We start from the raw sequence: 24,102 nt of genomic DNA on the forward strand, positions 1-24,102 counted from the left end.
CAGGATCACGCCCATGACCGGTGTACGCAGCAACACAGTCGACGCCATGCTCCGCCGCAGCGCACGGCGCACCCCGGAGCGGATCGCGCTCCGGTACGCCGACCGCTCCTGGACCTATGCCGAACTCGACGAGGCCGTCTCGCGCGCCGCGCGGGTCCTTCTCGACGCTGGCCTGGCGGCGGGCGACCGGGTGGGGGCGTACGGGCACAACTCGGATGCGTATCTGATCGGCTTCCTCGGCAGCTCCCGGGCCGGACTCGTCCATGTGCCGGTCAACCACAACCTCACCGGCGACGACCTCGCCTACATCGTCGGCCAGGCGGGCTGTGCCCTGGTGCTGGCCGATCCGGACATCGCGGGCCGACTGCCCGGCGACGTACGCACGTTGGCGCTGCGTGACGCGGACGACTCGCTGCTCGCGCGACTGCCCGGGACGGCGCCGTACGACGGCCCGGAGCCGGACGGCGAAGCCCTCGTGCAGCTGCTCTACACCTCCGGCACCACCGCACTGCCCAAGGGCGCCATGATGACCCACCGGGCCCTGGTGCACGAATACGTCAGCGCCATCCACGCGTTGGACCTCAAGGAGACCGACCGGCCCGTCCACTCGCTGCCGCTCTACCACTCGGCACAGATGCACGTGTTCCTGCTGCCGTACCTGGCGGTGGGTGCCGAGAACACGATCCTCGACGGGCCCGACGCCGGCCGGATCTTCGACCTGGTGGAGGCCGGGCACGACAGCCTGTTCGCGCCGCCGACCGTGTGGATCGGGCTCGCGGGCCACCCCGAGTTCGCCACCCGCGACCTCTCCGCGCTGCGCAAGGCGTACTACGGGGCCTCGATCATGCCCGTGCCGGTCCTGGAGCGGCTGCGCGGGCGGCTGCCCGGGCTCGGCTTCTACAACTGCTTCGGGCAGAGTGAGATCGGACCGCTGGCCACCGTGCTCGGACCGGACGAGCACGACGGGCGGATGGACTCGTGCGGCCGGCCCGTGCTGTTCGTCGAGGCGCGGGTCGTGGACGAGGCCGGCAAGGGCGTGCCGGACGGGACGCCCGGCGAAGTCGTCTACCGCTCACCGCAGTTGTGCGAGGGCTACTGGGACAAGCCGGAGGAGACCCGAGAGGCCTTCCGCGACGGCTGGTTCCGCTCCGGGGACCTCGCGGTGCGGGACGGCGAGGGCTATCTCACCGTCGTCGACCGGGTGAAGGACGTCATCAACTCCGGGGGAGTGCTTGTCGCTTCGCGGCAGGTCGAGGACGTGCTGTACGGGCACGAGGGCGTCGCCGAGGTCGCGGTGATCGGGGTGCCGGACGAGCGGTGGATCGAGGCGATCGCCGCCGTGGTCGTGGCGCGCGGCGAGGTCACCGAGGCCGAACTCATCGCCCACGCCAAGGAGAAGCTCGCAAGCTTCAAGGCGCCCAAGCGGGTGCTGTTCGTGGACGAGCTGCCGCGCAATGCGAGCGGGAAGATCCTGAAGCGGGAGTTGCGGGACAGGTTCGCCTAAGGCCTGTGGGGGAGGGGAGACCTCCTGCGGCGCGTTGCGCCCACCAGTTCTTCCTTTCTGTGGACAAAGCATGGACGTCAAGGTGCATTGTTTCTACGCTGAGCGTCGCTTTGCCACGGAAGTCTGCGTACTCACAGCCGAATCACGCGGAGGAAGAGTGAAGCCACGCCCCCAGTTACGAAGAGCCACCGGACTGCTCCTGACCGCCCTGCTGGGCGGCAGTCTCCTCGCACCCGCGGTGTCCGCCGCCGCCGACCGTGATCCGCGGCCGTTCGCCGAGCTGCCACCGCAGGAACCCGGCGTCACCCAGCGGGTCTTCGACATCCAGGCTCCGCTGAAGAAGCTGTGCGACCTCAAGCCCGCGCAGACCCCGAACGTCGACAAGCTGATCCCCGTCATCGACTGGACCTCCACCGACGGCTTCGGGTTCAGCGACAACTTCGTCTCGCAGATCCTCGGCAATCTCAACGTGCCCGAGGCCGGCACGTACGCCTTCCGGCTGACCAGCGACGACGGCTCGCGCCTCTTCCTCGGCGGGGACAAGGTGATCGACCACGACGGTCTGCACGGCGCCGAGCCCAAGGACGGCGAGATCTCGCTGAACGCGGGCTATCAGCCGCTGCGCATCGACCACTTCGACGCGGGCGGCGGCCAGCAGGTCACCCTGCAGTGGAAGCCGCCGGGGGCGAGCGACTTCACGGTCGTGCCGAACTCCGTGCTGAGCACGGACAAGGACGTCGTACGGGTCACCGCACCCGGCCGCAAGGAGTGCGAGGGCACCCTCGACACCCCGGGCGACGGCCTGCCGCTGACCGAGGTCAATCCGGGCTACACCCTGACCGATCTGCGGCCCAAGGGCTTCGAACCGCAGGTGTCCGCGATGGACTGGCTGCCCGACGACCGCCTCGCGATCACCACTTGGGGCGGCAGCACCGAGACCAAGGGCGAGGTGTACGTCCTCGACCACGTCACGGGTGACACCGGGCCCGAGAAGGTCACGTACAAGAAGATCGCCGACGGGCTCAAGGAGCCGATGGGCGTCAAGTACGTGGACGGGAAGCTGTACGTCTCCGAGAAGCACCAGCTCACCGAGTTGACCGACACCAACGGCGACGACGTCGTCGACGAGAAGCGCAAGATCGCCGAGTGGCCGTTCGGCGGGAACTTCCACGAGTTCGCCTTCGGACTGCTCTACGACAAGGGTGACTTCTACCTGAACCTCTCCGTCGCCATCAACTACGGTGGCGCGACCACCGACCCGCAGCCCGCCCCCAACCGCGGCACGACCATCAAGGTCAACAAGGCTACGGGCAAGGTGAGTTATGTGGCCGGAGGGCTGCGTACTCCCAATGGCATCGGGCGGGGGCCGGACGGCGATCTGTTCGTCACCGACAACCAGGGCGGCTGGCTGCCCGCGTCCAAGCTGATGCACATCAAGCAGGACCGCTTCTTCAACCACTACATGAACCCCGACGGCCCCTACGACGACAAGCCCGTCACCAAGCCGGTGCTCTGGCTGCCGCAGAACGAGATAGCCAACTCGCCCAGTACGCCGATGCAGTTGGCCAAGGGCCCGTTCGCCGGACAGATGGTCTTCGGCGACGTCACGTACGGCGGACTGCAGCGCGCCGACCTGGAGAAGGTCGACGGCGAGTACCAGGGCGCCGTGTTCCGGCACACCCAGGGCCTCGAGTCCGGCATCACCCGGATCAGCACCGGTCCGGACGGCGCGATCTACACCGGCGGTCTGGGCGCGGACGGCAACTGGGGGCAGGCGGGCAAGCTCAAGTTCGGCCTGCAGAAGCTGACCCCGAACGGCAAGACCGCCTTCGACATCAAGACCATGCGCGCCACCCCCGAAGGCTTCGAACTCACCTACACCAAGCCCCTGTCGGACGAGACCGCGACCAAGCTGACCAAGGGCGCGTACTCCGTCGAGCAGTGGCGCTACGCACCGACGCCCGCGTACGGCGGCCCGAAGGTCGACGAGGAGACGCTGCCCGTCACCTCCGCGCAGCTCTCGGACGACCGCCGCAAGGTGAGGCTCACCATCCCCGGCCTGAAGACCGACCGGGTCGTGCACGTCCGCTCGCCCCGCCCGTTCTCCTCGGCCGAGGGCGACCAGCTCTGGTCCACCGAGGCCTGGTACACGCTCAACGCCAGGCCCGGCCCCGAACAGCCGGTGACCAGCTATGACGCCGAATCCGCCCGCCTGTCCGGCAGCGCGGGCACCGACACCGAGCATGCCGGGTACACCGGCGGTGGCTTCGTCGACGGCTTCGGCGAGCAGGGCGCGAAGGCGAGCTTCGACGTCTTCGCCGACGAGGCGGGCACGTACGACGTGGGCCTGCGCTACGCCAACGGCCCGCACCCCTTCAGCGGGACGAAGACCGTCTCCGTCAGCGTGAACGGCGCCGCGGCGAAACAGACGAGCCTGCCCTCCACGGCGGAGTGGAACCGCTGGTCGACCAGGACCGAACGGCTCACCCTGCGCAAGGGCCGCAACGAGATCACGTACGCCGTCGGCGCAGGCGACACCGGGCATGTGAACCTCGACGCCATCGAGGTCCGCAGGCCCGGGGCCCGCATCGACCTGTTCTCCGGCGGCAGCATCTCCACGGCCTGGCACCACCGCGACGGCCGCAGTGCCCAGTGGCCGCACACCGCCGAGAAGTCGATGGAGGTGTGCTGCGGCGACCTGCGCACGAAACAGCACTTCGGCGACTTCAAGCTGCACGTCGAATTCCGGGTCCCGCTGCTGCCCGACGACGTCACCGGACAGGACCGCGGGAACAGCGGGATCTATCTCCAGGAGCGGTACGAGGTGCAGATCCTCGACTCGTACGGCGTGCAGAAGCTCGCCGACAACGAGGCGGCGGCGATCTACCAGAAGAAGGCCGCCGACCTCAACGCGTCCACCGCCCCCGAGACCTGGCAGACGTACGACATCACCTTCCGCGCGGCCCGCTTCGACGCGGACGGCAAGAAGACCGCCGACGCCAGGGTCACCGTCGTCTGGAACGGCAAGAAGGTCCACGACGACGTCGCCATCGACGGCCCCACCGGCGCGGGCGACCCGGAATCGGCCGCCACCGGGGCGATCAGGCTGCAGGACCACGGGAACAAGGTGCGGTTCCGCAATGTGTGGGTGGAGCCGATGAGTTGAGGCTCGACAGTGTCCGGGTGGAACCCGTGACCTGAGAGCGGCACCAGGCCCTGCCGACGGTTCACGAACCGTCGGCAGGGACGTACGCAGGCGTGACGGTGGAAGTCCGCGACGGCGCAGGGGAGTTGGGCCGCCCCGCGCGCAGGCGCGGCGCCAGCGCCGCCGTCACCGCGAGGGACAGCACGGCCGTCACGGCCAGCGCGGTCGTCACCGAGGTCAGCTGGGCGATGCCGCCCGCGAGTGCGGCGCCGACACCCTGCATGGTGAGCATGCCGGAGGTGTGCAGGCCCAGCGCGTGGCCGCTCAGCTCGTCCGGGGTGAGCGCCATCAGCTGCTCCTGCTGGACCAGGCTCGCCGCGAAGCCCACCGAGGCCAGGGCCGTCAGGGCCAGGGCGACGGGCAGGGGCGGGTGCAGGGCGAAGAGGAGGTACGGGGCGGCGAGGAGGGCAAGGAGGGGTATGCCGAGCCGGCCGCGCCGGTGCCGCGGCACGAAGCGGCCCACCACGATGTCCCCCAAGAGCATGCCGCAGGCGGCGCTCGCGAAGAGGAGTCCCGCCTGAGCGGGCGCGTACGGGACGAAGAGCGATTCGCAGCCGACGACCAGGCCGTTGGGCACCCACAGGGCGAGATACACGGCGCGGCGCGGCCTCGACGACCACAGGCGGGCGTTGTTGCGCCAGGTATGGGCGATCGACGGCCTGCCCTCGGCGCGCGGCGCCCGGCGGGAAAGGCCGCAGCGGGCGACGGCCGCGGCGCACAGATAGAGCCCTGCCCCGACGAGGAGCGTGCCGCGCGGGGAGAGGGTGGCGACCAGGACGCCGCCGAGGGCGAAGCCGCCGATCTGCATGCTGCCCGCGCACATGTTGAGCGCCGAACGGCCAAGCAGATAGCCGTCCTTGGCAAGGATCTCGTTGAGCAGCCCGTACCGCACACCGCCGCCGAGCGCCGCCACCATGCCGAGCCCGAGCAGCACCGCGAACGACGCCCACAGGGGCATGCCGGGCAGCACCTGGACGGCGGTGCCGAGACCGAACAGCAGGGCCAGGCCCGTCATCGCGGCGCGCGGCGACAGCCGGTCGGCCGCCGAGAGCAGCGTCGCCGCGCCGACGACCTGGGCGAGCGACGGGCCGAACAGGGCGAGGGCGGCGAGCAGCGGGGACCCGGTCGCCGTGAAGACGAGCGTGCCGAGGGCGAGGCCGCTCACCGTCTGTGCCGCGATCTGGGCGGCCGAGGTGAGGAAGAGCGGGGTGAACTCCGGGGTGCGGAAGAGCTCGCGGTAGGTGCGCATGGGCCGAGTGTCGAAGGCATGGGCCCAGGGCGTTACTGTTTCGCGCAGGAGCGAAACGTGGGGCGCAGTCCGGAGCGGGCCGACGGGGCGCCAGGTTCCGGACGGGGAGGGAGGCGGGACGGGCATGGGCCTGTGGCAGATCAGCGCGGACACCCTCGCGGGGAGCCGCTTCGTCGTCTCGCCGCTCGCCGAGGCCACCGCCTGCCTGAAGGCCTTGGAGCGGGCCACCGCCGCGCACCCGGGCGAGCACGCCTGGCTGGATGCCCATCTGCCCGCGTACCGGCGGCTGTTGGCCGCCGAGCCGGTGACCGCGCTGACCGTACGCGCCGCCCTTGGCCGCACCTGGAACGCGGACTACCTCACCCCCACGCCCACCCCCGACGGCGACCTCCGCTTCGAGGACGAGCTGACGGAGATCCGCCGTACGCCCGCCGCGGACGTACGCGCCCATCTCACGCAGTCCCTGGACGGCCCGCTGCCGGCCGAGCTGCACCGCGACGACCTGGCGGAGCGCACCGCCGACCTGCTGCAGTGGATCTGGACGCACACCGTCCTGCCGTACTGGCCGCGACGGCGCCGCATCATCGAGGCCGACATCGTGGCGCGCACGGCGCAGCTCGGCCAGGGCGGGTGGGCCGCGGCGCTCGACGGGATGCGGCCGGGGATGCGCTGGCTCGGCGACGGCCGGCTGCAGATCAACACCCACGACTACCCGACGCGCCAACTCACCGCGACCCGGCTGATGTTCGTGCCCGTCACGATGCGGCAGACCTGGGTCAGCTGGGAGGACACCGCGCGGCACGCCGTGGTCTACCCGTGCTCGGGCACCCTCGCGGACGCGGACCGCACAGTGGTGCCCGAGGCCCTCGGGGCGCTCCTCGGGCCGGCCCGCGCGACCGTCCTCGTCCTGCTCGACTCACCCAAGAGCACGACCCAACTGGTCGCGCTGACCGGGCAGGGGCTCGGTTCGGTGGGCCGCCATCTCAAGGTGCTGCTCGATGCGGGGCTCGCGGGGCGGCGCAGGGCGGGGCGGTCGGTGCTGTACTACCGGACGGCCGTGGGGGAAGTGCTGGTGAACGCGGTACGGGGTGGGTGAGATCGCTCCGAGGGGTGGGTGAGGCGGAGGCTGCCGGAGCCCCCACCCCACCCGTCTTCGGCCGTCCGAGTGCGGCCGCTACTCGCCCCGCGCGAACACCCGCTCCCCGCCCACGAAGGTCTGCTCCACCCGCGTCGCCCCGATCTCCTCGACCGGCCCCGCGAACGGATCGCGGTCGAGGACGGCCAGATCGGCGAGGTGGCCCGGAGCGATGGTGCCCGTCTCCGCGTCGAGGTGGTTCACGTACGCGCTGCCCGCCGTGTACGCGGCCAGGGCCGAGCCCAGGTCGATGCGCTGCCCGGGCAGGAACACCCCGGTGCCGGCCGGCGCCTCGGGCAGCACCCGGTTGACCGCGACATGGATGCCCTGCAGCGGGTCGGGGCTGCTGACCGGCCAGTCGCTGCCCGCGCACAAGGTCGCCCCGGAGCGAAGGAGAGCACCGAACGGGTACTGGTGGGCGCTGCGTTCGGGTCCCAGGAACGGAATGGTCAGCTCGTCCATCTGCGGCTCGTGCGCGGCCCACAGCGGCTGCAGGTTGGCGCTCGCGCCGAGCTCGCGGAAGCGGCCGATGTCGTCGGGGTGCACGACCTGGAGGTGGGCCAGGTGTGGGCGGGTGTCCGAGAAGCCGTTGGCCCGGCGGGCCGCGGCCACCGCGTCCAGGGCCTCGCGCACGGCCCGGTCGCCGAGCGCGTGGAAGTGCACCTGGAAGCCGTGCGCGTCGAGTGCGGTGACGTACTTCTGCAGGTCCTGCGGCGGTACGAAGCTGATGCCGGTGTTGTCCGAAGTGCAGCCGCAGCCGTCGAGATAGGGCCCGAGGAGGGCCGCGGTGCCGTTCTCGGCGACCCCGTCCTGCATGATCTTGACGCTGGTGCAGCGCAGCCGGCCGACCGAAGCGGCCTCGCGGCGCGCGATGAGCTCGTCGATCTGCTCGGTGCCGCGCGCCCGGTCCCACCACAGGGCGCCGACGACCCGCGCGGTGAGGCGGCCGTCGGCCGCGGTGGCGAGATAGGCGTCGGTCGGGTCCGTCAGATTGGCGTGCTCGCCGAGCAGCGCGTCCTGCCAGGCCGTGATGCCGAGCGAGTGCAGCAGCTCCTGGGCCCGCAGCAGTCCGGCGATCCTTTGTTCCAGGGTGAGTTGGGGCAGCAGTACGCCCACCAGATTCGCGGCGCCCTCCTGGAGCATGCCGGTCGGGGTGCCGTCCGCCTCGCGCTCGATGCGGCCGTCGGCGGGGTCGGGGGTGCGGGCGTCGATGCCCGCGCGGTCCAGGGCACGGGAGTTGACCCAGGCGCCGTGGTGGTCGCGGTTGACCAGGTAGACCGGTCGGTCGGGGACGATCGCGTCCAGTTCGCCGGCCGTCGGCAGCCCACCGGGGAAAGCCTCCATCGCCCAGCCGCCGCCGATGATCCACTCGTCGTCGGGATGCGCCTGGGCGTACGCGGTGATCCTTTGCCGGTACTCCTCGCGGGTGGTCGCCCCGCTCAGGTCGCACTGCCCGAGCTCGATGCCGCCGCCGACCGGGTGGACGTGGGCGTCCTGGAACCCCGGTATCAGCAACTTCCCCGCCAGGTCGATGACTTCGGTGCCGGGCCCGATCAGCTCGCGCACCTCGTCGTGGCCGACGGCGACGATGCGCTCGCCGCGGACGGCCACCGAGGTGGCGCGGGCACGGGCGGGGGAGAGGGTGTGGACCGGGCCGCCGGTGAAGACCAGGTCGGCGGGGGCGCTGGACTGCATGCGGGTGTGCTCCTTGCGGTTGGTGCGAGTGCGAGTGCGAGTGCGAGTGCGAGTGCGGGTGCCGGTGCGTTTGCGGGTGCCGGTGGTGCGCTGGTGCGGTGGTTCGCGCTTCAGGAAGTCTGGTCGAGGAGGGCCGGGACCGGCTCGTTCGTGTTGCTGCCCCGCCGCGAGGTGAAGTAGGGCGAGCGCCGCCCGTACTTGGCCCACGCTGCCATCCCCAGACCGGAGACGACCACGGCGGTGGGCACGGCCAGCATGAACCAGCCGTTGTCCGGGCTGAGTTCGAAGTGATCGCTCATCGTGAAGTACGAGTGCCCGAGATAGCCGCCGATGCCGAGCAGGGCGAGCCCGGAGACGCCGGGCGCGATCACGGAGCGCAGCGCGAGCGGGAACGACGTACGCAGGTCCGAGCGGAAGCGGGCGGCGCAGGCCAGCGCGGTCAGGCCGTAGTAGAGCGCCACGATCAGGCCGATGGAGTTCACCGCGGCCAGGATCATCTCGTTGAGCTTGGGGATGGCCAGGGCGAGCAGCGCGACCACGGCGGCGATCGCAGTGACGAGGATCGTGCCGAGGGCCGGCGACCCGTAGCGCGGGCTGATCCGCGTCCACACCCGGCCCATCGTGCGGTCCCGGCCCATGGCGAGCAGGCCGCGGGCCGTGGGAATCACGCTCGACTGCAGCGAGGCCACCGCCGAGCACATCAGGGCGAGCATCGGCAGGCTCGCCCACGGTTCGGCGGCGAGCTTCGCACCCAGGTACGTCAGGCCCTGCGGGCCCTGCGCGATGAGTTCGCCCAGGCTCATCTCGCGCTGGAAGGCGACGGATCCGTACAGGAAGAGCGCGAGCATCGTGAGCAGCGCGATGAAGCCGCCGCGCCCCACGTCACGGGTGTCCTTGGTCTCCTCGGTGACGCTGAACGCGGCGTCCCAGCCCCAGAAGAAGAACACCGCGAGCACCAGGCCCTGCGCGAACGACGTGCCGTCCTTGATGTCGAACGGGTTGAACCACGACCAGTCGAAGGCGTGCCCGCCACTCACCAGGGCCCAGCCGCAGAAGACCAGGAGCACCGCGTACTCGAAGACGAGCAGCCAGGTCTGGAAGCGCGTCGCCCGGCGCACCCCGGTGACCGCGGTGACCGTCACGGCGGCCAGCACCCCGAGGCCCACGACGGTGCTCAGGGCGGTCGAGTTGGGGTCGAGGCCCAGGCCGAGCAGGCTGTGCAGCCCGGCCTTGTTGGCGAACTGCAGCAGCACCGAGCCGGTCACGGCACTGGTGTACGCCATGAAGATCATGGTGCCGACGAAGGTGACCCAGCCGGTGAGGAAGCCGAACCAGGGGCCGAGCGACTTGCCGACCCACACATAGCCGCTGCCCATGTTCGGCTCGGAGCGGTTGAGCCGTGCGTACGCGGCCGCGATGCCGATGATCGGCAGGAACGCGATCAGCAGGACCGCCGGAGCCTGCAGGCCCACGGTCGCGGCCAGCGCGCCCATGCCGATGCCGATGCTCGTGGTGGCGGCGGTGCTGGAGGCGGCGAGGGCGATCCCGTCCACGACACCGAGGGATCTGTGCAGGCGGGGTGGTTCTGGGCTGGTCGTTTCAGGCATACGGAAGCTCCTCGAGCCGAAGGGGAGGGGTGCACGAGCCGAGCGGAGGACCTGAGCAAACAGCCTTGCCAACATTGCGTCAATGGTGTTGACATAAGGGTCCGGCGCGGCGCCGCACGCCGGTGACGTGGGACGCCGCGAGGCAGCGACGGCAGGGGGAAGAGTCATGACCCAAGGGCGGGTTCCCGAGGAGCGACGGCGCCGCAAGCCCACCAAGTCCGGGGTCGTCCTGACCGAGGACCTCATCGTCGACTGTGCGCTGCGCCTGGTCGGCCAGCACGGCCCGGACGCCCTCAGCGTGCGTCGCCTCGGCACCGCGCTCGGCTGCGACCCGAGCGCCGTCTACCGGTACTTCCACAACACCGACGACCTGCTGCTCGCCGTCGGCGACCGGATCATCGGCGAGGCCATGGCGGGTTTCGAGCCGGGCGACGACTGGCTCGCCGGGCTGCGCGAGATGGCGTATCGCGTCCATCGCGGCTACCGGCGCCATCCCCGGATCGCGGCCATGGCGGCCTACCGGGTGACCCGGCGCGCGCACGAGTTCCGGGCCGTGGACATCGGCATCGGGCTGATGCGACGGGCCGGCTTCGACAAGGCCACGGCGGTACGGCACTACGCCGCGTTCATCGACACCGTGCTGGGCCACGCGGCCCTGGACGCCGCGCATCTGGCGCTCACCCCGGAGCGGCGGCTGGCGGACGACCAGGCGTGGAGCGACATCTATCCGGCGCTGCCCGCCGACACGCACCCCCAACTGGCGGCCGTGCGCGAGGAGTTGCCGCTCATGGCGGCGAGCTCGTTCGACGTCGCGCTGGAACTGCTCCTGTCGGCACTGGCCGCGGCGGCGCAGGTGCGGGCACCTGCACCGGCACCGGCACAGCCAGGGGCTGCGACGTAAGGACGTAGGAAGTCGCGCCGATCCCGGGCCCTGCACGCCGCGATCGAGGCGGGCGAGGTCGTGGACGTGAACACCGATCCGCCGGACCTCGTGCGACCGGTCTGACGTCCGCGGGCAGGCCGGGCCCCTTGGACGCTCAAGTCCCGGACAACCGTGAGCAGGTCAGGCCCCGGAGCCCTTCGGCCGCTCGTCCACGATGCGCTTGATCTTCCCCACCGAGCGCTCCAGCGTCTCGGGTTCGACGATCTCGACGCCGACCGAGACGCCGATGCCGTCCTTCACGGCCGCGCCGATCGCACGTACCGCCTCCGCGCGCTGCTCGGGAGTCGCACCGGCCCGTGCCTCGGCCCGCACCGTCAGTGCGTCCAGGCGGCCCTCGCGGGTCAGGTGCAGCTGGAAGTGCGGGGCGACGCCCGGCGTGCGCAGCACGATCTCCTCGATCTGGGTGGGGAAGAGGTTCACCCCGCGCAGGATCACCATGTCGTCGCTGCGCCCGGTGACCTTCTCCATCCGCCGGAACGCGGGCCGCGCCGTCCCCGGCAGGAGCCGCGTCAAATCCCGTGTCCGGTAACGGATCACGGGCATGGCCTCCTTGGTGAGCGAGGTGAAGACCAGCTCCCCGCGCTCCCCGTCCGGCAGCACCTCGCCGGTGAACGGGTCGACGACCTCCGGGTAGAAGTGGTCCTCCCAGATGTGCAGCCCGTCCTTGGTCTCCACGCACTCCTGCGCGACGCCCGGGCCGATCACCTCGGACAGGCCGTATATGTCGACGGCGTCGATCGCGAAGCGCTCCTCGATCTCGCGCCGCATCTGCTCCGTCCACGGCTCCGCACCGAAGATCCCCACCTTGAGGGAGGTGGAGCGCGGATCGATGCCCTGGCGCTCGAATTCGTCGAGGAGCGTGAGCATGTAGGAGGGCGTCACCATGATGATCTCGGGCCGGAAGTCCTGGATGAGCTGGACCTGCCGCGCAGTCATCCCGCCGGACGCCGGCACGACCGTACAGCCGAGACGCTCGGCCCCGTAGTGGGCGCCGAGGCCGCCGGTGAACAACCCGTAGCCGTACGCCACATGAAGGATCTGCCCGGCCCGGCCGCCGGCCGCACGGATCGAGCGGGCCACCACGTCGGCCCACATGTCCAGGTCGTGTTCGGTGTAGCCGACCACCGTGGGCCGTCCCGTCGTGCCGCTCGACGCATGGATGCGGCGCACCTGGTCCCGCTCCACGGCGAACATCCCGAACGGATAGTTGTCCCGCAGGTCGGCCTTCGTCGTGAACGGGAAGCGCGCCAGGTCCGCGAGCGTGCGGCAGTCGTCCGGCCGCAGGCCCGCCTTGTCGAAGGAGTCCCGGTAGAACGGCACGTTGTCGTACGCGTGGCGCAAGGTCGCCCGCAGTCGCTCCAGCTGCAACTCCGCGAGCTCCTCGCGGTCGAGGCGCTCCGCCGCGTCCAGCATGCGTTCCATGGGAAAGTCTCCGCCCGCCCGACGCCCAAAACGGGCGACCGATCATTCGGTTGAGGTGTTGGGCATCAGTAATTCAGGGGGCATCGCCCGACGTCAAGGCATGTGCACCAATTGATCGGCCCGCCGCTTCCCGCTGTCGGCGAAAGCCGTTGCCCGGCCCGCCGTCCGCCTGTGAGGATCGACGCATGCCTACCTTCCGTGCCCCCGACGGCACCGAGCTCGCCTACCACCTGCGGGGCACGGGCGAGCCGCTGATCTGCCTGCCCGGCGGGCCGATGGCCGCCTCCGCGTACCTGGGTGACCTGGGCGGGCTCTCCGCGCACCGGCAGCTGGTCCTGCTCGATCCGCGCGGCACCGGCGACTCCGCGGTGCCGGACGACCCGTCGACGTACCGCTGCGACCGTCAGACGGACGATGTGGAGGCGCTGCGCGCACACCTCGGCCTGGAACGGATCGATCTGCTCGGTCACTCCGCCGGAGGGAGCCTCGCCCTCCTGTACGCGGCGGCGCACCCGGAGCGACTGCGCTCGCTCGTCCTGCTCACGCCGGGCCTGCGGGCCGTCGGCATCAGGCCGGACGAGGAGGAGTGGGAGCGGACGGTGGGGCTGTTCGCGGACGAGCCCTGGTACGCGGAGACCCGCGCGGCCATCGCGGAGTTCGGCCCCGGTACGCCGCTCGAAAAGATCCTCCAGGTGGTCGCACCGCTGTCGTACTCCCGATGGGACGCGGCCGCCCGGGCGCACAACGACGCCACGACGCGCAACTGGGAGGCGGCAGGCGGCTATTACGCGGGGGAACTCCCGGACCCGGCCGCGGTCCGCGCCGCGCTCGCGACGCTCGCCGCACCCGTCCTGGTCGTCGCGGGCGACCACGACAGCGGTGTGACCCCGGGCAGCGCCGCCGCGCTGGCGGAGCTCTTCCCGCGCGCCGAGCTCGCCGTGCAGGCGGGCGCCGCCCACCACCCGTGGCTGGACGACCCGGGCGCGTTCACCCGCACGATCGCCGCGTTCCTCGCCCCCGACGTGGACACCGTGACGGTCGACGGCACCCGCCTCGCGTACCGCACCTGGGGCGAGCCGGACGCGCCTCCCGTCGTCCTGCTGCACGGCCGCTGCGGTTCGAGCCTCGACTGGGCGGAGCTGGCCCCCGAACTCGCCGAGACCCGCCGCGTCTACGCGGTCGACCTCGCCGGACACGGACTGAGCGACTGGCACCCGCACAACGCGCACAACCTCCACGACCCGCACAACGAGCCCAGCGCGCCCGGCCGTTACTCCCTGGCCGGCTACCGCGACCAGCTGGCCGGGTTCCTGCGCGCCCTCGGCCTCGAAGGCGCCACGGTCATCGGCCACTCCATGGGCGGCGCCGCGGCCTGGCTGCTCGCCGGCCAGGAACCGGACCTGATCGGCCGCCTGGTCCTGGAGGAGGCCCCGCCGCTGTTCCCGCTCGACCCGCCGCGCCCGCCCGCCGAACGCACCGACGAGGAGCTCGACTTCGACTGGCCGGTGATCGACGGCATCAACGCGGACCTGAACGCCCCGGACCCCGGCTGGCACGCACTGCTCCCGCAGATCGCCGCGCCCACGCTGCTCGTCGGGGGCGGACCCGGCGGCCCCTTCGACCAGGACCAGATCGCCTGGATGGCCACACGCATCCCGAACGCCCGGCTCGCCACCATCGAGGCGGGGCACCTCGTGCACCAGAGCAGGCCCGTCGAATTCCTGGCCGCGGTGGAGGAGTTCGGCCTCTGAGGTCCCAGTGGTCCCGGCCGCCACAAGTTCGGCGGCGAGCGGGGTGAAGTGCCCCTCGTCTCCCTACAGTTGGTGTGCCGTACAGGGACGGGGACGAGGGGGGCTCGCCATGGACTCTGCGGAAGAACCGGAACAGCGCGCGCCGGGGGAGCCGACGCTTCCCTTCTGGGTGTCGTACGACGAAGCGAGCGAAAAGGAATCCGGCGACTCGATGGGCCTCTTCGGCGACAGCGGAGAAGCGGCGCTGCGACAGGTGCCGCTGGGCCCGCTGCGCAAGAACCTGACGGAGGCGGTGGACGCGCTGCAACAGCTGTTCGCCGATGTCGCGGCGCGCGACGGGGCCCTTCCGCTGCGGGAGGCCCAGCTGTCGTTCCAGGTGACCGCCGGCGGCGGGGTGCAGTTCATTGGCACCGCGGCGCAGATGGCGGGCAGCCGCGGCATCGTCCTCGTCTTCAGGCAGTGACCGGGCGCCTGCCATGGGGCTGTACCGGGCCCTGCTGATCGGGGCCAGCGACTACGAGATGAGAGGCGTCCAGCCTCTTGGGTTCATTCCCGGCGACCTGGCGCGCCTGGGCTCCATCCTGCGGACGCACGGCTTCCACGATGTGCAGGTGCTGGCCGCGCGAGAGGGCGGCAGGCAGGTCTCGGCCAACTACATCAACGGCGGCGTCATCGGATTCCTCCGCCGGGCCCGCCGCGGCGACACCCTGTTCATCCTCCTGAGCGGACACGGCGTGCACGCCAGGGGCCAGGACTACCTCGTGCCCGAGGACATCGACGAGGACGTCCACCCCTTCGAGTCGGGCTGCGTGCCGATCGACTGGCGGCGCCACCTCGACGAGACACCCGCCGAGCACGTCGTCTTCCTGATCGACGCCTGCCGGGAGGGAATCGACCAGGACTCGATGGGCGTGAGCGGGGTCAGGGAGTGGGGCCGGCAGAAGATCGGCGCTGCGCTGCGCCGCAAAGTGGCCTATCTGTACGCCTGTTCACCGGCGCAGCTGTCGCTGTTCGTACGCGGCGAGGAGCAGGTGCGCGACGGCCTCGATCACGGCACGCTGCCCGGTGAGTCCTTCAGCCTCTTCTCTCGGTCGGTGTCGGATGTCGTCGCCTCCCGGACCGGGGGTGAGCCGCTGGCCCTGGACGAGTTCGTCGAGGCGGTGCAGAACCGGGTGACGGAACTGCACCGGGCGTACCGCAAGAAGGGGCGGGCACAGCTGCTGCGGGTCGTCACGGACATTCCGGCTGACGGGTTCTTCTTCCTGCCCGGGGTGGAGGGGCCTGCCGTCGCGGCTCCGCGACCGCCCGAGGCTTCGCCGGTGGTGGCGCCGGACGACACGGACACCGTCGTACGTGACGGCGCGGCGATGAGTCTACTGGCGGAGCCCGGACCGTCACTGGCGGAGCCCGGCCCATCCCTGGAGGAAGCCGGCGCACCGCCATGGGGGCTCGGCCCGCCGCCGGCGATGGCGCAGACCGTTCGGTCGGCTCCACCGCCGCCGCGGGACGCATCTGCTCCCGATGAGGTGGCGCCCGGACAGCCGCCCAAAACCGGGCGCCGCCGGTGGGTCAGGCGTGCTCTCATCGCCGTGGCCGTCCTGTTGGTCGTGCTGCCCCCGGCCGGGTTGTTCACCGCCTATCAGGTGACCCGGGACCAGTACTTCGTGGGTTCCCACGACCGGCACATCGCCATCTATCGAGGCGTGCATGAGAAGGTCCTCTGGATCAGCTACTGGAAGCTGGAGAGGGACCACCCGGAGATCGAGCTCAAGTACCTCAACTCATACCAGCGTGAGTATGTCGAGGAGGCGCACACCGTCGGCAGCGTCGCCCAGGCCCAGATCACCGTGGACAGCTATGCCGTGCAGGTGTCCACGTGCAAGAAGATCGAGGCCGCAGGGATCGAGAACGCCAACCTCTCGAAGGAGGAGAAGGAGTTGGCGTACGAGTGCCCCTAGGGCCTGTCCGGCGGATCTTCGCGGGCCCACGACGCCTGGCACGCGCCCCCAGCCTCCGGCCGGGGGTGCCCCCGCTCGCCGCACGCCCGAATCACCCAAGTACGTCCAGTACGAGGGCGATCCGGGCGCACGCCGAGAGCACGCACCAGACGCCGCGGGCTCTTCCGCGAAGATCCGCCGGACACGCCCTAGCGAAAACCGACCGACGTTGGCCTGCCCGCCACAGCGACCCGCCTCACCCCACCGCATCCGCCTCCGCGGCGACCGCCTTCGCCCACCGATAGTCCGCCTTGCCGCTGGGCGACCGCTGGATCTCCTCCGCGATCACCAGCTGCCGGGGAATCTTGTACCCGGCGACATGCGTCCGGCAGTGCGCCTGAATGTCGTCGAGGGACAGCGGGTCGGACCCGGCCCGCAGCTGCACCACCGCCGCCACGTGGTTGCCCCACTTGGCGTCCGGCACCCCGGCCACCAGTGCGTCGTACACGTCCGGATGCGACTTGAGCGCCTGCTCGACCTCCTCCGGATAGACCTTCTCGCCCCCGGTGTTGATGCACTGCGAGCCCCGCCCGAGCACGGTGACGATGCCGGCCTCGTCCACTGTCGCCATGTCGCCGAGCAGCACCCAGCGTTCGGTGCCCTTCTGGAAGAAGGTCTCCGCGGTTTTCACCGGGTCGTTGTAGTAGCCGAGCGGCACGTGTCCGCGCTGGGCGAGCCGGCCCACCTCGCCGACCGGTACCGGGTCGTTCGTCACCGGGTCGACGACCTGGGTGACGTCGTTGACCTCGAGCCGGAAGCCCTTCTCCGGGCCCGAGTCGTTCGTCGCCCGGCCGTTGGAACCGGACTCGGAGGAACCGAAGTTGTTGAGGAGGAGCACGTTCGGCACGAGTGACTGGAGTTCGGCGCGCACCGACTCCGACATGATCGCCCCGGACGAGGAGATGCTGAAGAGCGACGACATGTCGGCGCCCTTGCAGGGGCCGTTGAGGGCGTCGATGAGCGGCCGCAGCATCGCGTCGCCGACCAGCGAGACGCTGTTGACCTTCTCCTTGGCGATCGTACGAAGGACTTCCTCGGGCGCGTACTTGCGGTGGATGACGACCCGGGCGCCGTAGTCGAAGGCCACGAACGAGGTCAGCGTCGAGGTGCCGTGCATCAGCGGGGGAGTGGGGAAGAAGGTCAGCCCCGGCCCGCTCGCCGCGACCTTCTCGGCCAGCTCCTCGGGCCGCTTGACCGGATCGCCGGCCGGATCGCCGCCGAACAGCCCCGCGAAGAACAGGTCCTCCGCGCGCCACATCACACCCTTGGGCATGCCGGTGGTGCCACCGGTGTAGATGATGAACAGGTCGTCGGGCGAGCGCGGCGGGAAGCCCCGCCCGGGCGAACCGGCCGCCTCGGCATCGGTGAAGGCGACTACGTCGAGCGCGGGCGCGCCCTCGGGCGGAGTCCCCACCCGCACGAGGTGCCGCAGCTTCTCCGTCTGCGGCTGCGCGGCCGCGACCCGCTCGGTGAACTCCGCGTCGAAGACGAGGGCCGCGAGGTCCGCGTCCTTGTAGAGGTAGATCAACTCTTCCTCTACGTACCGGTAGTTGACGTTCACCGGCACGAGCCGGGCCTTCAGGCAGGCGAGCACCGTCTGCAGGTACTCGACGCCGTTGTAGAGGTGCAGGCCCAGGTGCTCACCGGGCTTCAGCCCGCTGTCGATCAGGTGATGGGCGATCCGGTTGGCCGCCGTGTCGAGCTCGGAGTAGGTCAGGCGGCGCTCCGCCCCTGTCCCGGGGTGGTCCACGTACACGAGCGCCTCGCGGTCCCCGACCACGTCGACGACCGACTCGAACAGGTCGGCAAGGTTGTACTCCACCGCTCCTCCAGACCGCGCGCAGCTATGGGCTCGGCGGTCATTAGAGCGTCGCCGGGCGGAATGCGGAAGAGGTCCCGGCCAAGAAAACTGACTGAGTGTCAGAAAACTATTGAACTGGACCCCCACCTACTGCAACCTGTTCTAGGTCTTGAGACGGGAGGACGGCAATGGGTGGGACGGAACACCTTTCTGTGCAGCGCGAAGGCGCCACACTGATACTCACTTTGAACAGGCCGGAGGCGAAGAACGCGCTCTCGCTGCCGCTGCTGGTCGGGCTGTACGACGGGTGGCTGGAGGCCGACGAGGACGACACGATCCGATCGGTCGTGCTGACCGGTGCGGGCGGCGACTTCTGCGCGGGCATGGACCTCAAGGCCCTCGCGGGCAAGGGGATGGGCGGCGAGCAGTACCGGGACCGCATGAAGGCCGACCCCGATCTGCACTGGAAGGCGATGCTCCGCCACCACCGCCCCCGCAAACCGGTGATCGCCGCCGTCGAGGGCTACTGCGTGGCAGGCGGCACCGAGATCCTGCAGGGCACCGACATCCGGGTGGCTGGTGATACCGCGACGTTCGGCCTTTCCGAGGTCAAGCGCGCCCTGTTCCCGATCGGCGGCTCGACCGTTCGGCTGCAGCGGCAGATTCCGCGTACCCACGCCCTGGAGATGCTGCTCACCGGCCGCCACTACTCCGCCGCCGAGGCCCTCGCCATCGGCCTGATCGGCAGCGTGGTACCGCAGGGCAAGGCCCTTGAGCGGGCCCTGGAGATCGCCGAACAGGTCAACGCCTGCGGCCCGCTCGCCGTCGAGGCGGTCAAGGCCTCGGTGTACGAGACCGCAGAGATGACCGAGACCGACGGCCTCAAGTCCGAGCTGGAGCGCGGCTGGCCGATCTTCGCCACCGAGGACGCCAAGGAAGGCCCGAAGGCCTTCGCCGAGAAGCGCCCCGCCGTCTTCAAGCGGGCCTGACCCCAGGACCGGATCCGGCCTCGCTCAGGTCGCCTGAACGCCTGAACCCCAAGGAGTCGCGAAGTGCCCGAAGTACTCAAAGCACCGCTCGTCGTCGAATTCCCCTTCACCCGTTCCCTCGGCCCGGTGCAGAGCGCCTTCCTCACCGGCCTGCGCGAGCAGACCGTGCTCGGCGTGAAGACCAGCGAGGGCAAGATCCTCGTACCGCCCGTCGAGTACGACCCGGTCACCGCCGAGGAGATACGCGACCTCGTGCAGGTCGACGCCACCGGCACGGTCACCACCTGGGCCTGGAACCCGGAGCCCCGCCGCGGCCAGCCCCTGGACACCGCGTTCGCCTGGGTCCTGGTCAAGCTGGACGGCGCCGACACCGCCCTGCTGCACGCCCTGGACGCCCCCGGCCCCGACGCCGTGCACAGCGGCATGCGGGTCCGCGTCCGCTGGGCCGCCGAGCGCACCGGCGCCATCACCGACATCGCCTGCTTCGAGCCGTACGAGGGTGACGCGTCCGGCACCGAACCCGCCGCCCACGACGGCCAGTTCGACGACGCGGTCAGCGGCATCGTCGCCCGGGCCCGGCTCGACTACACCTACTCGCCGGGCCGCGCCCAGACCGCGTACATCAACGCCCTCGCCGACCGCAAGGCCGTCGGCGAACGCTGCCCGAACTGCTCCAAGGTGTACGTTCCGCCCCGCGGCGCCTGCCCCACCTGCGGCGTCGCCACCGCCGAGCGCGTCGAGGTCGGCCCGGCCGGCACCGTCACCACGTTCTGCATCGTGAACGTCAAGGCCAAGAACCTCGACATCGAACTTCCCTATGTCTACGGCCACATCGCGCTCGACGGCGCCGACCTCGCGCTGCACGGCCGCATCGCCGGCATCCCGTACGACCAGGTCCGCATGGGCCTGAGGGTCGAGCCGGTGTGGACCGAGGGCGGGCGCTACCCCGACCACTACCGGCCCACCGGCGAACCGGACGCCGACTACGACACGTACAAGGAGCTGGTGTAGATGCGAGAGGTAGCGATCGTCGCCTTCGCGCAGAGCGACCACGTGCGCACCTCGGACGAGCAGTCCGAGGTCGAGATGGTCATGCCCGTCCTGCACCAGGTGCTCGAACAGACCGGCCTGAAGACCAGCGACATCGGTTTCACCTGCTCCGGCTCCTCCGACTACCTCGCGGGCCGCGCCTTCTCCTTCACCATGACCCTCGACGGGGTGGGCGCCTGGCCGCCGATCTCCGAGTCGCACGTCGAGATGGACGGCGCCTGGGCGATGTACGAGGCCTGGGTGAAGCTCCTGACCGGCGAGGTGGACACCGCACTCGTCTACTCGTACGGCAAGTCCTCGCCCGGCTCGGTGCGCGACGTCCTCACCCGCCAGCTCGACCCCTACTACGTCGCCCCGCTGTGGCCGGACGCGGTCGCCCTGGCCGCGCTGCAGGCACAGGCCCTGATCGACGCGGGCGAGACCGACGAACCCGCGCTCGCCGGGATCGCGGCCCGCAGTCGCGAGTCGGCGAGCACCAACTCCCATGCCCAGCTGACGGGTTCGGTGCCGCAGGGCGACTACCTGGTGCAGCCGCTGCGCAAGGGCGACTGCCCGCCCGTCAGCGACGGCGCCGTCGCGGTGATCCTGGCCGCCGGGGACAAGGCGCGCGAACTGTGCGAGCGGCCCGCCTGGATCCGCGGCATGGACCACCGCATCGAGGCGCACAGCCTCGGCGTGCGCGACCTCACCGACTCGCCCTCCACCCGGCTCGCCGCCGAGCGTGCCGGAGTCTTCGAACGCCCGGTGGACACCGCCGAGTTGCACGCCCCGTTCACCTCCCAGGAGGTCGTCCTGCGCAAGGCGCTGGGGCTCGGCGACGACGTCACCCTGAACCCGTCGGGCGGGGCGCTCGCCGCCAACCCCGTCATGGCCGCGGGCCTGCTGCGCATCGGCGAGGCCGCCGCCCGTATCCACCGCGGCGAGTCGGACCGAGCCGTCGCCCACGCCACGTCCGGGCCCTGCCTGCAGCAGAACCTGGTGGCCGTCCTCGAAGGAGAGGCCCGATGAGCAGCACGGTGAGCGGCAAGGTCAACAAGGAGCCCGTGGCCGTCGTGGGCATCGGGCAGACCAAACACGTCGCGGCCCGCAAGGATGTCTCCCTCGCCGGACTGGTCCGCGAGGCGGCCAAACGGGCCCTGGACGACGCCCAGTTGACCTGGGCCGACATCGACGCGGTGGTCATCGGCAAGGCGCCCGACTTCTTCGAGGGCGTCATGATGCCGGAGCTGTACCTGGCCGACGCCCTCGGCGCGGTCGGCAAGCCCATGCTCCGGGTGCACACCGCGGGCTCGGTCGGCGGCTCCACGACGCTCGTCGCCTCCAACCTGGTCGCCTCCCGCGTCCACAAGACGGTACTCACCCTCGCCTTCGAGAAGCAGTCCGAGTCCAACGCCATGTGGGGCCTGTCCCTGCCCGTCCCCTTCCAGCAGCCGCTGCTCGCCGGCGCGGGCGGCTTCTTCGCCCCCCACGTACGCGCGTACATGCGGCGCACCGGCGCACCCGACCACATCGGCTCCCTCGTCGCGTACAAGGACCGCCGCAACGCGCTGAAGAACCCGTACGCGCATCTGCACGAGAAGGACATCACCCTGGAGAAGGTGCAGTCCTCGCCGATGCTGTGGGACCCGGTGCGCTATTCCGAGACCTGCCCGTCCTCCGACGGGGCCTGCGCGATGATCCTCACCGACCGTGCGGGCGCGGCCCGTTCACCGCACCCGCCGGCCTGGATGCACGGCGGCGCGATGCGCTCCGAGCCCACCATGTTCGCGGGCAAGGACTCCGTGTCGCCGCAGGCCGGCAAGGACTGCGCGGCCGACGTCTACCGGCAGGCCGGCATCAAAGACCCGCGCCGCGAGATCGACGCCGTCGAGATGTACGTCCCCTTCTCCTGGTACGAGCCGATGTGGCTGGAGAACCTCGGCTTCGCCGCCGAGGGCGAGGGCTGGAAACTCACCGAATCGGGTGTCACCGAGCTCGACGGTGACCTTCCCGTCAACGCGTCGGGCGGCGTCCTCTCCACCAATCCCATCGGCGCCTCCGGCATGATCCGCTTCGCCGAGGCCGCACTCCAAGTGCGCGGCCAGGCCGGGGAGCACCAGGTCGAGGGCGCCCGCAAGGCGCTCGGCCACGCCTATGGCGGCGGTTCGCAGTTCTTCGCGATGTGGCTGGTCGGCTCCGAGCCGCCGACGAGCTGACGCGGTACGTCGCCGGCGGGCCGCGGAGGGTGACTCCGCGGCCTGTCCGGCGTCGTCGGCGATCGCTAGTCTGGCCACGGACGACGACCCGGGAGGAGCACGGACGTGGCCGAGACCACCACCCAACAGCACCCGCTTGCAGGCTGGGACAAGCCGGAACTGGATCTGAGCAGCGCGGACTGGCAGTCGGGGAGCCAGGGCCTCGGCGATGTGCAGATCGCCTTCGTAGAGGGCTTCATCGCCCTGCGCAACGGCGGCCGGCCGGAGAACCCGTCGCTCATCTTCACCCCGGCCGAGTGGCGCGCCTTCGTGCTCGGCGCGCGGGACGGGGAGTTCGACCTGACCTGACGAGGTCGGTCCGACGGGCTCGGTCTGTTGCGGTCGGCCCGACGAGGCCGGCCGGATGGACCTTCGTCCATGGCGATCCCATGACCTTCGACTCTGACCTCGGGCCCCGGCCTGCGCCAGGCTGAGGCCCGAGCACAGAGTCGATCATGTCGTGCTTCGCCGCGACGGTGCGGGCGGGGCGCCGGAGACGAGGAAGCCATGAGCACCCCGCAGGTCGTCGCAGCCGTGGACGGTTCGCCGGACAGCGCCCGGGCCCTGGAATGGGCCGTCGCCGAGGCGCGGCTACGGGGGACCGGCCTGCGCATCGTGCATGTCTGGCCGTACGCCGCCGCCGAACGCCCCGGCTTGTCCGGTCCCGGCGATGTTCCGCGCCCGCCCTCCGCCGTGGGCGATCCGGTCCTGGACCGCATCCGCTCGGCCTTCGCGGGCCGCCCCGATCTGCCGCCGGTGCAGTACCTCACCGTGGAAGGCACTCCCGAGCAGACCCTGCCCCAACTCGGCGTCGGCGCCCAGCTGTTGGTGCTCGGCTCGCGCGGCCGCGGCGGCTTCGCCAGCCTGCTGCTCGGCTCCAACGGCCTGGTCTGCGCCCGTGAATCGGCCTGTCCGGTGGTGGTCGTGCCCCGGCCGGGGCGCCCGAGGCAGGAGCCGTTGGCGCTCGCGGTGCCGCGGCCGAGCGTGGTGCTCGGCCTGCCCGCACCCTCGTACGACACGAGCACCGTCTCCTTCGCCTTCGAGGAGGCCGCCCGGCGCGGCGCCCGCCTGGAGGTGATCTGCGCCTACCCGTGGACGCGGCCCCAGTTCGTGCCGTACGGCGAGTTCGCCCCGACCGCCACCGACGAGCGGGAGGTGTCGGCCGAGTACGCCCGGCTCGCCCGCGCCCAACTCGCCGACCACCAAAGGCGCCACCCCGGGGTGCGGGTCGATCTGTGCATCGCCCCGGGTGACGCGGCCGGCCACCTGGTCGCCGCCTCCCGCGCAGCCGACCTGATCGTCGTGGGCCGCCATCGCAGGCGCATGCCGGCGGGGCGCCTGCTCGGCTCGGTCACCAATGCGGTGCTGCTGCACGCGGGGTGCCCGGTGGCGGTGGTGCCGACGGAGCCGGAGATCGTACCGGCGGAGGTGGGGGCGGCGGCGTAGGGACCGTCGGCGGGTGCCGCTCGGGGGCGGCGGATTCCATTGGGGCCCGGTGAACCGGCCGGGTCGGAGAGCGG

18 protein-coding genes are annotated in these 24,102 nt (G+C 71.1%); 13 read left to right on the top strand and 5 right to left on the bottom strand.

Annotated features, from left to right (window positions below; all coding sequences use genetic code 11):
• The first annotated feature begins 13 nt into the window (after window positions 1–13).
• On the top strand, window positions 14–1,504 hold the full coding sequence (locus OG430_RS45555; RefSeq protein WP_327358584.1) for an acyl-CoA synthetase: 1,491 nt from the start codon (window positions 14–16) through the stop codon (window positions 1,502–1,504).
• 157 nt (window positions 1,505–1,661) lie between these two features.
• Window positions 1,662–4,670, top strand: a complete 3,009-nt coding sequence (locus tag OG430_RS45560) for a family 16 glycoside hydrolase (RefSeq protein WP_327358585.1) — start codon at window positions 1,662–1,664, stop codon at window positions 4,668–4,670.
• Between the two features lie 61 nt (window positions 4,671–4,731).
• Here OG430_RS45560 and OG430_RS45565 read toward each other — a convergent pair whose 3' ends face one another.
• The gene (locus OG430_RS45565; RefSeq protein ID WP_327358586.1) at window positions 4,732–5,958 is read right to left on the bottom strand and encodes an MFS transporter; all 1,227 of its coding nucleotides are present in this window, start codon (window positions 5,956–5,958) and stop codon (window positions 4,732–4,734) included.
• Between the two features lie 124 nt (window positions 5,959–6,082).
• Between OG430_RS45565 and OG430_RS45570 the strand changes: the two genes are divergently transcribed.
• The gene (locus tag OG430_RS45570) at window positions 6,083–7,054 is read left to right on the top strand and encodes an ArsR/SmtB family transcription factor (RefSeq protein WP_327358587.1); all 972 of its coding nucleotides are present in this window, start codon (window positions 6,083–6,085) and stop codon (window positions 7,052–7,054) included.
• Between the two features lie 78 nt (window positions 7,055–7,132).
• Here OG430_RS45570 and OG430_RS45575 read toward each other — a convergent pair whose 3' ends face one another.
• Both OG430_RS45575 and OG430_RS45580 read right to left on the bottom strand, forming a co-directional pair.
• Window positions 7,133–8,788: an amidohydrolase gene (locus tag OG430_RS45575; protein WP_327358588.1), complete on the bottom strand. Its 1,656-nt coding sequence runs from the start codon at window positions 8,786–8,788 to the stop codon at window positions 7,133–7,135.
• Window positions 8,789–8,898: 110 nt separating this feature from the next.
• On the bottom strand, window positions 8,899–10,395 hold the full coding sequence (locus OG430_RS45580; protein ID WP_327358589.1) for an APC family permease: 1,497 nt from the start codon (window positions 10,393–10,395) through the stop codon (window positions 8,899–8,901).
• A 166-nt stretch (window positions 10,396–10,561) separates the two neighbouring features.
• On the opposite strand from OG430_RS45580, the gene OG430_RS45585 reads away from it, so the two are divergent.
• Complete coding sequence (locus OG430_RS45585) at window positions 10,562–11,296, top strand: TetR/AcrR family transcriptional regulator (protein WP_327358590.1); 735 nt, start codon at window positions 10,562–10,564, stop codon at window positions 11,294–11,296.
• Window positions 11,297–11,458: 162 nt separating this feature from the next.
• Here OG430_RS45585 and paaK read toward each other — a convergent pair whose 3' ends face one another.
• On the bottom strand, window positions 11,459–12,760 hold the full coding sequence (gene paaK, locus OG430_RS45590) for a phenylacetate--CoA ligase PaaK (protein ID WP_327358591.1): 1,302 nt from the start codon (window positions 12,758–12,760) through the stop codon (window positions 11,459–11,461).
• A 185-nt stretch (window positions 12,761–12,945) separates the two neighbouring features.
• On the opposite strand from paaK, the gene OG430_RS45595 reads away from it, so the two are divergent.
• From OG430_RS45595 to OG430_RS45605, 3 genes are all read left to right on the top strand, one after another.
• On the top strand, window positions 12,946–14,511 hold the full coding sequence (locus tag OG430_RS45595) for an alpha/beta fold hydrolase (protein WP_327358592.1): 1,566 nt from the start codon (window positions 12,946–12,948) through the stop codon (window positions 14,509–14,511).
• Window positions 14,512–14,620: 109 nt separating this feature from the next.
• On the top strand, window positions 14,621–14,974 hold the full coding sequence (locus OG430_RS45600) for a Pepco domain-containing protein (RefSeq protein ID WP_327358593.1): 354 nt from the start codon (window positions 14,621–14,623) through the stop codon (window positions 14,972–14,974).
• Between the two features lie 13 nt (window positions 14,975–14,987).
• Complete coding sequence (locus OG430_RS45605; RefSeq protein ID WP_327358594.1) at window positions 14,988–16,469, top strand: caspase family protein; 1,482 nt, start codon at window positions 14,988–14,990, stop codon at window positions 16,467–16,469.
• 235 nt (window positions 16,470–16,704) lie between these two features.
• Here OG430_RS45605 and OG430_RS45610 read toward each other — a convergent pair whose 3' ends face one another.
• Window positions 16,705–18,330 (bottom strand): acyl-CoA synthetase, encoded by a 1,626-nt coding sequence (locus tag OG430_RS45610; protein ID WP_327358595.1) that lies wholly within the window; start codon window positions 18,328–18,330, stop codon window positions 16,705–16,707.
• A 167-nt stretch (window positions 18,331–18,497) separates the two neighbouring features.
• Here OG430_RS45610 and OG430_RS45615 point away from each other — a divergent pair, with 167 nt between their 5' ends.
• From OG430_RS45615 to OG430_RS45640, 6 genes are all read left to right on the top strand, one after another.
• Window positions 18,498–19,298 carry a crotonase/enoyl-CoA hydratase family protein gene (locus OG430_RS45615; protein ID WP_327358596.1) on the top strand — a complete coding sequence of 267 codons (801 nt, stop codon included), beginning with the start codon at window positions 18,498–18,500 and terminating at the stop codon, window positions 19,296–19,298.
• A 63-nt stretch (window positions 19,299–19,361) separates the two neighbouring features.
• Window positions 19,362–20,309 (top strand): Zn-ribbon domain-containing OB-fold protein, encoded by a 948-nt coding sequence (locus OG430_RS45620; protein WP_327358597.1) that lies wholly within the window; start codon window positions 19,362–19,364, stop codon window positions 20,307–20,309.
• Window positions 20,310–21,356, top strand: a complete 1,047-nt coding sequence (locus tag OG430_RS45625) for a thiolase domain-containing protein (RefSeq protein ID WP_327358598.1) — start codon at window positions 20,310–20,312, stop codon at window positions 21,354–21,356.
• A complete protein-coding gene (locus OG430_RS45630; RefSeq protein WP_327358599.1) occupies window positions 21,353–22,543 on the top strand; it encodes a thiolase domain-containing protein in 1,191 nt (396 codons plus the stop codon). Before OG430_RS45625 ends, OG430_RS45630 begins: the two co-directional genes overlap by 4 nt.
• A gap of 105 nt (window positions 22,544–22,648) precedes the next feature.
• Window positions 22,649–22,891, top strand: a complete 243-nt coding sequence (locus OG430_RS45635) for a DUF397 domain-containing protein (protein WP_327358600.1) — start codon at window positions 22,649–22,651, stop codon at window positions 22,889–22,891.
• 198 nt (window positions 22,892–23,089) lie between these two features.
• Window positions 23,090–24,028 carry a universal stress protein gene (locus OG430_RS45640; RefSeq protein WP_327358601.1) on the top strand — a complete coding sequence of 313 codons (939 nt, stop codon included), beginning with the start codon at window positions 23,090–23,092 and terminating at the stop codon, window positions 24,026–24,028.
• Window positions 24,029–24,102: the final 74 nt, after the last annotated feature.

Source organism: Streptomyces sp. NBC_01304, from assembly GCF_035975855.1.
GTDB lineage: Bacteria > Actinomycetota > Actinomycetes > Streptomycetales > Streptomycetaceae > Streptomyces.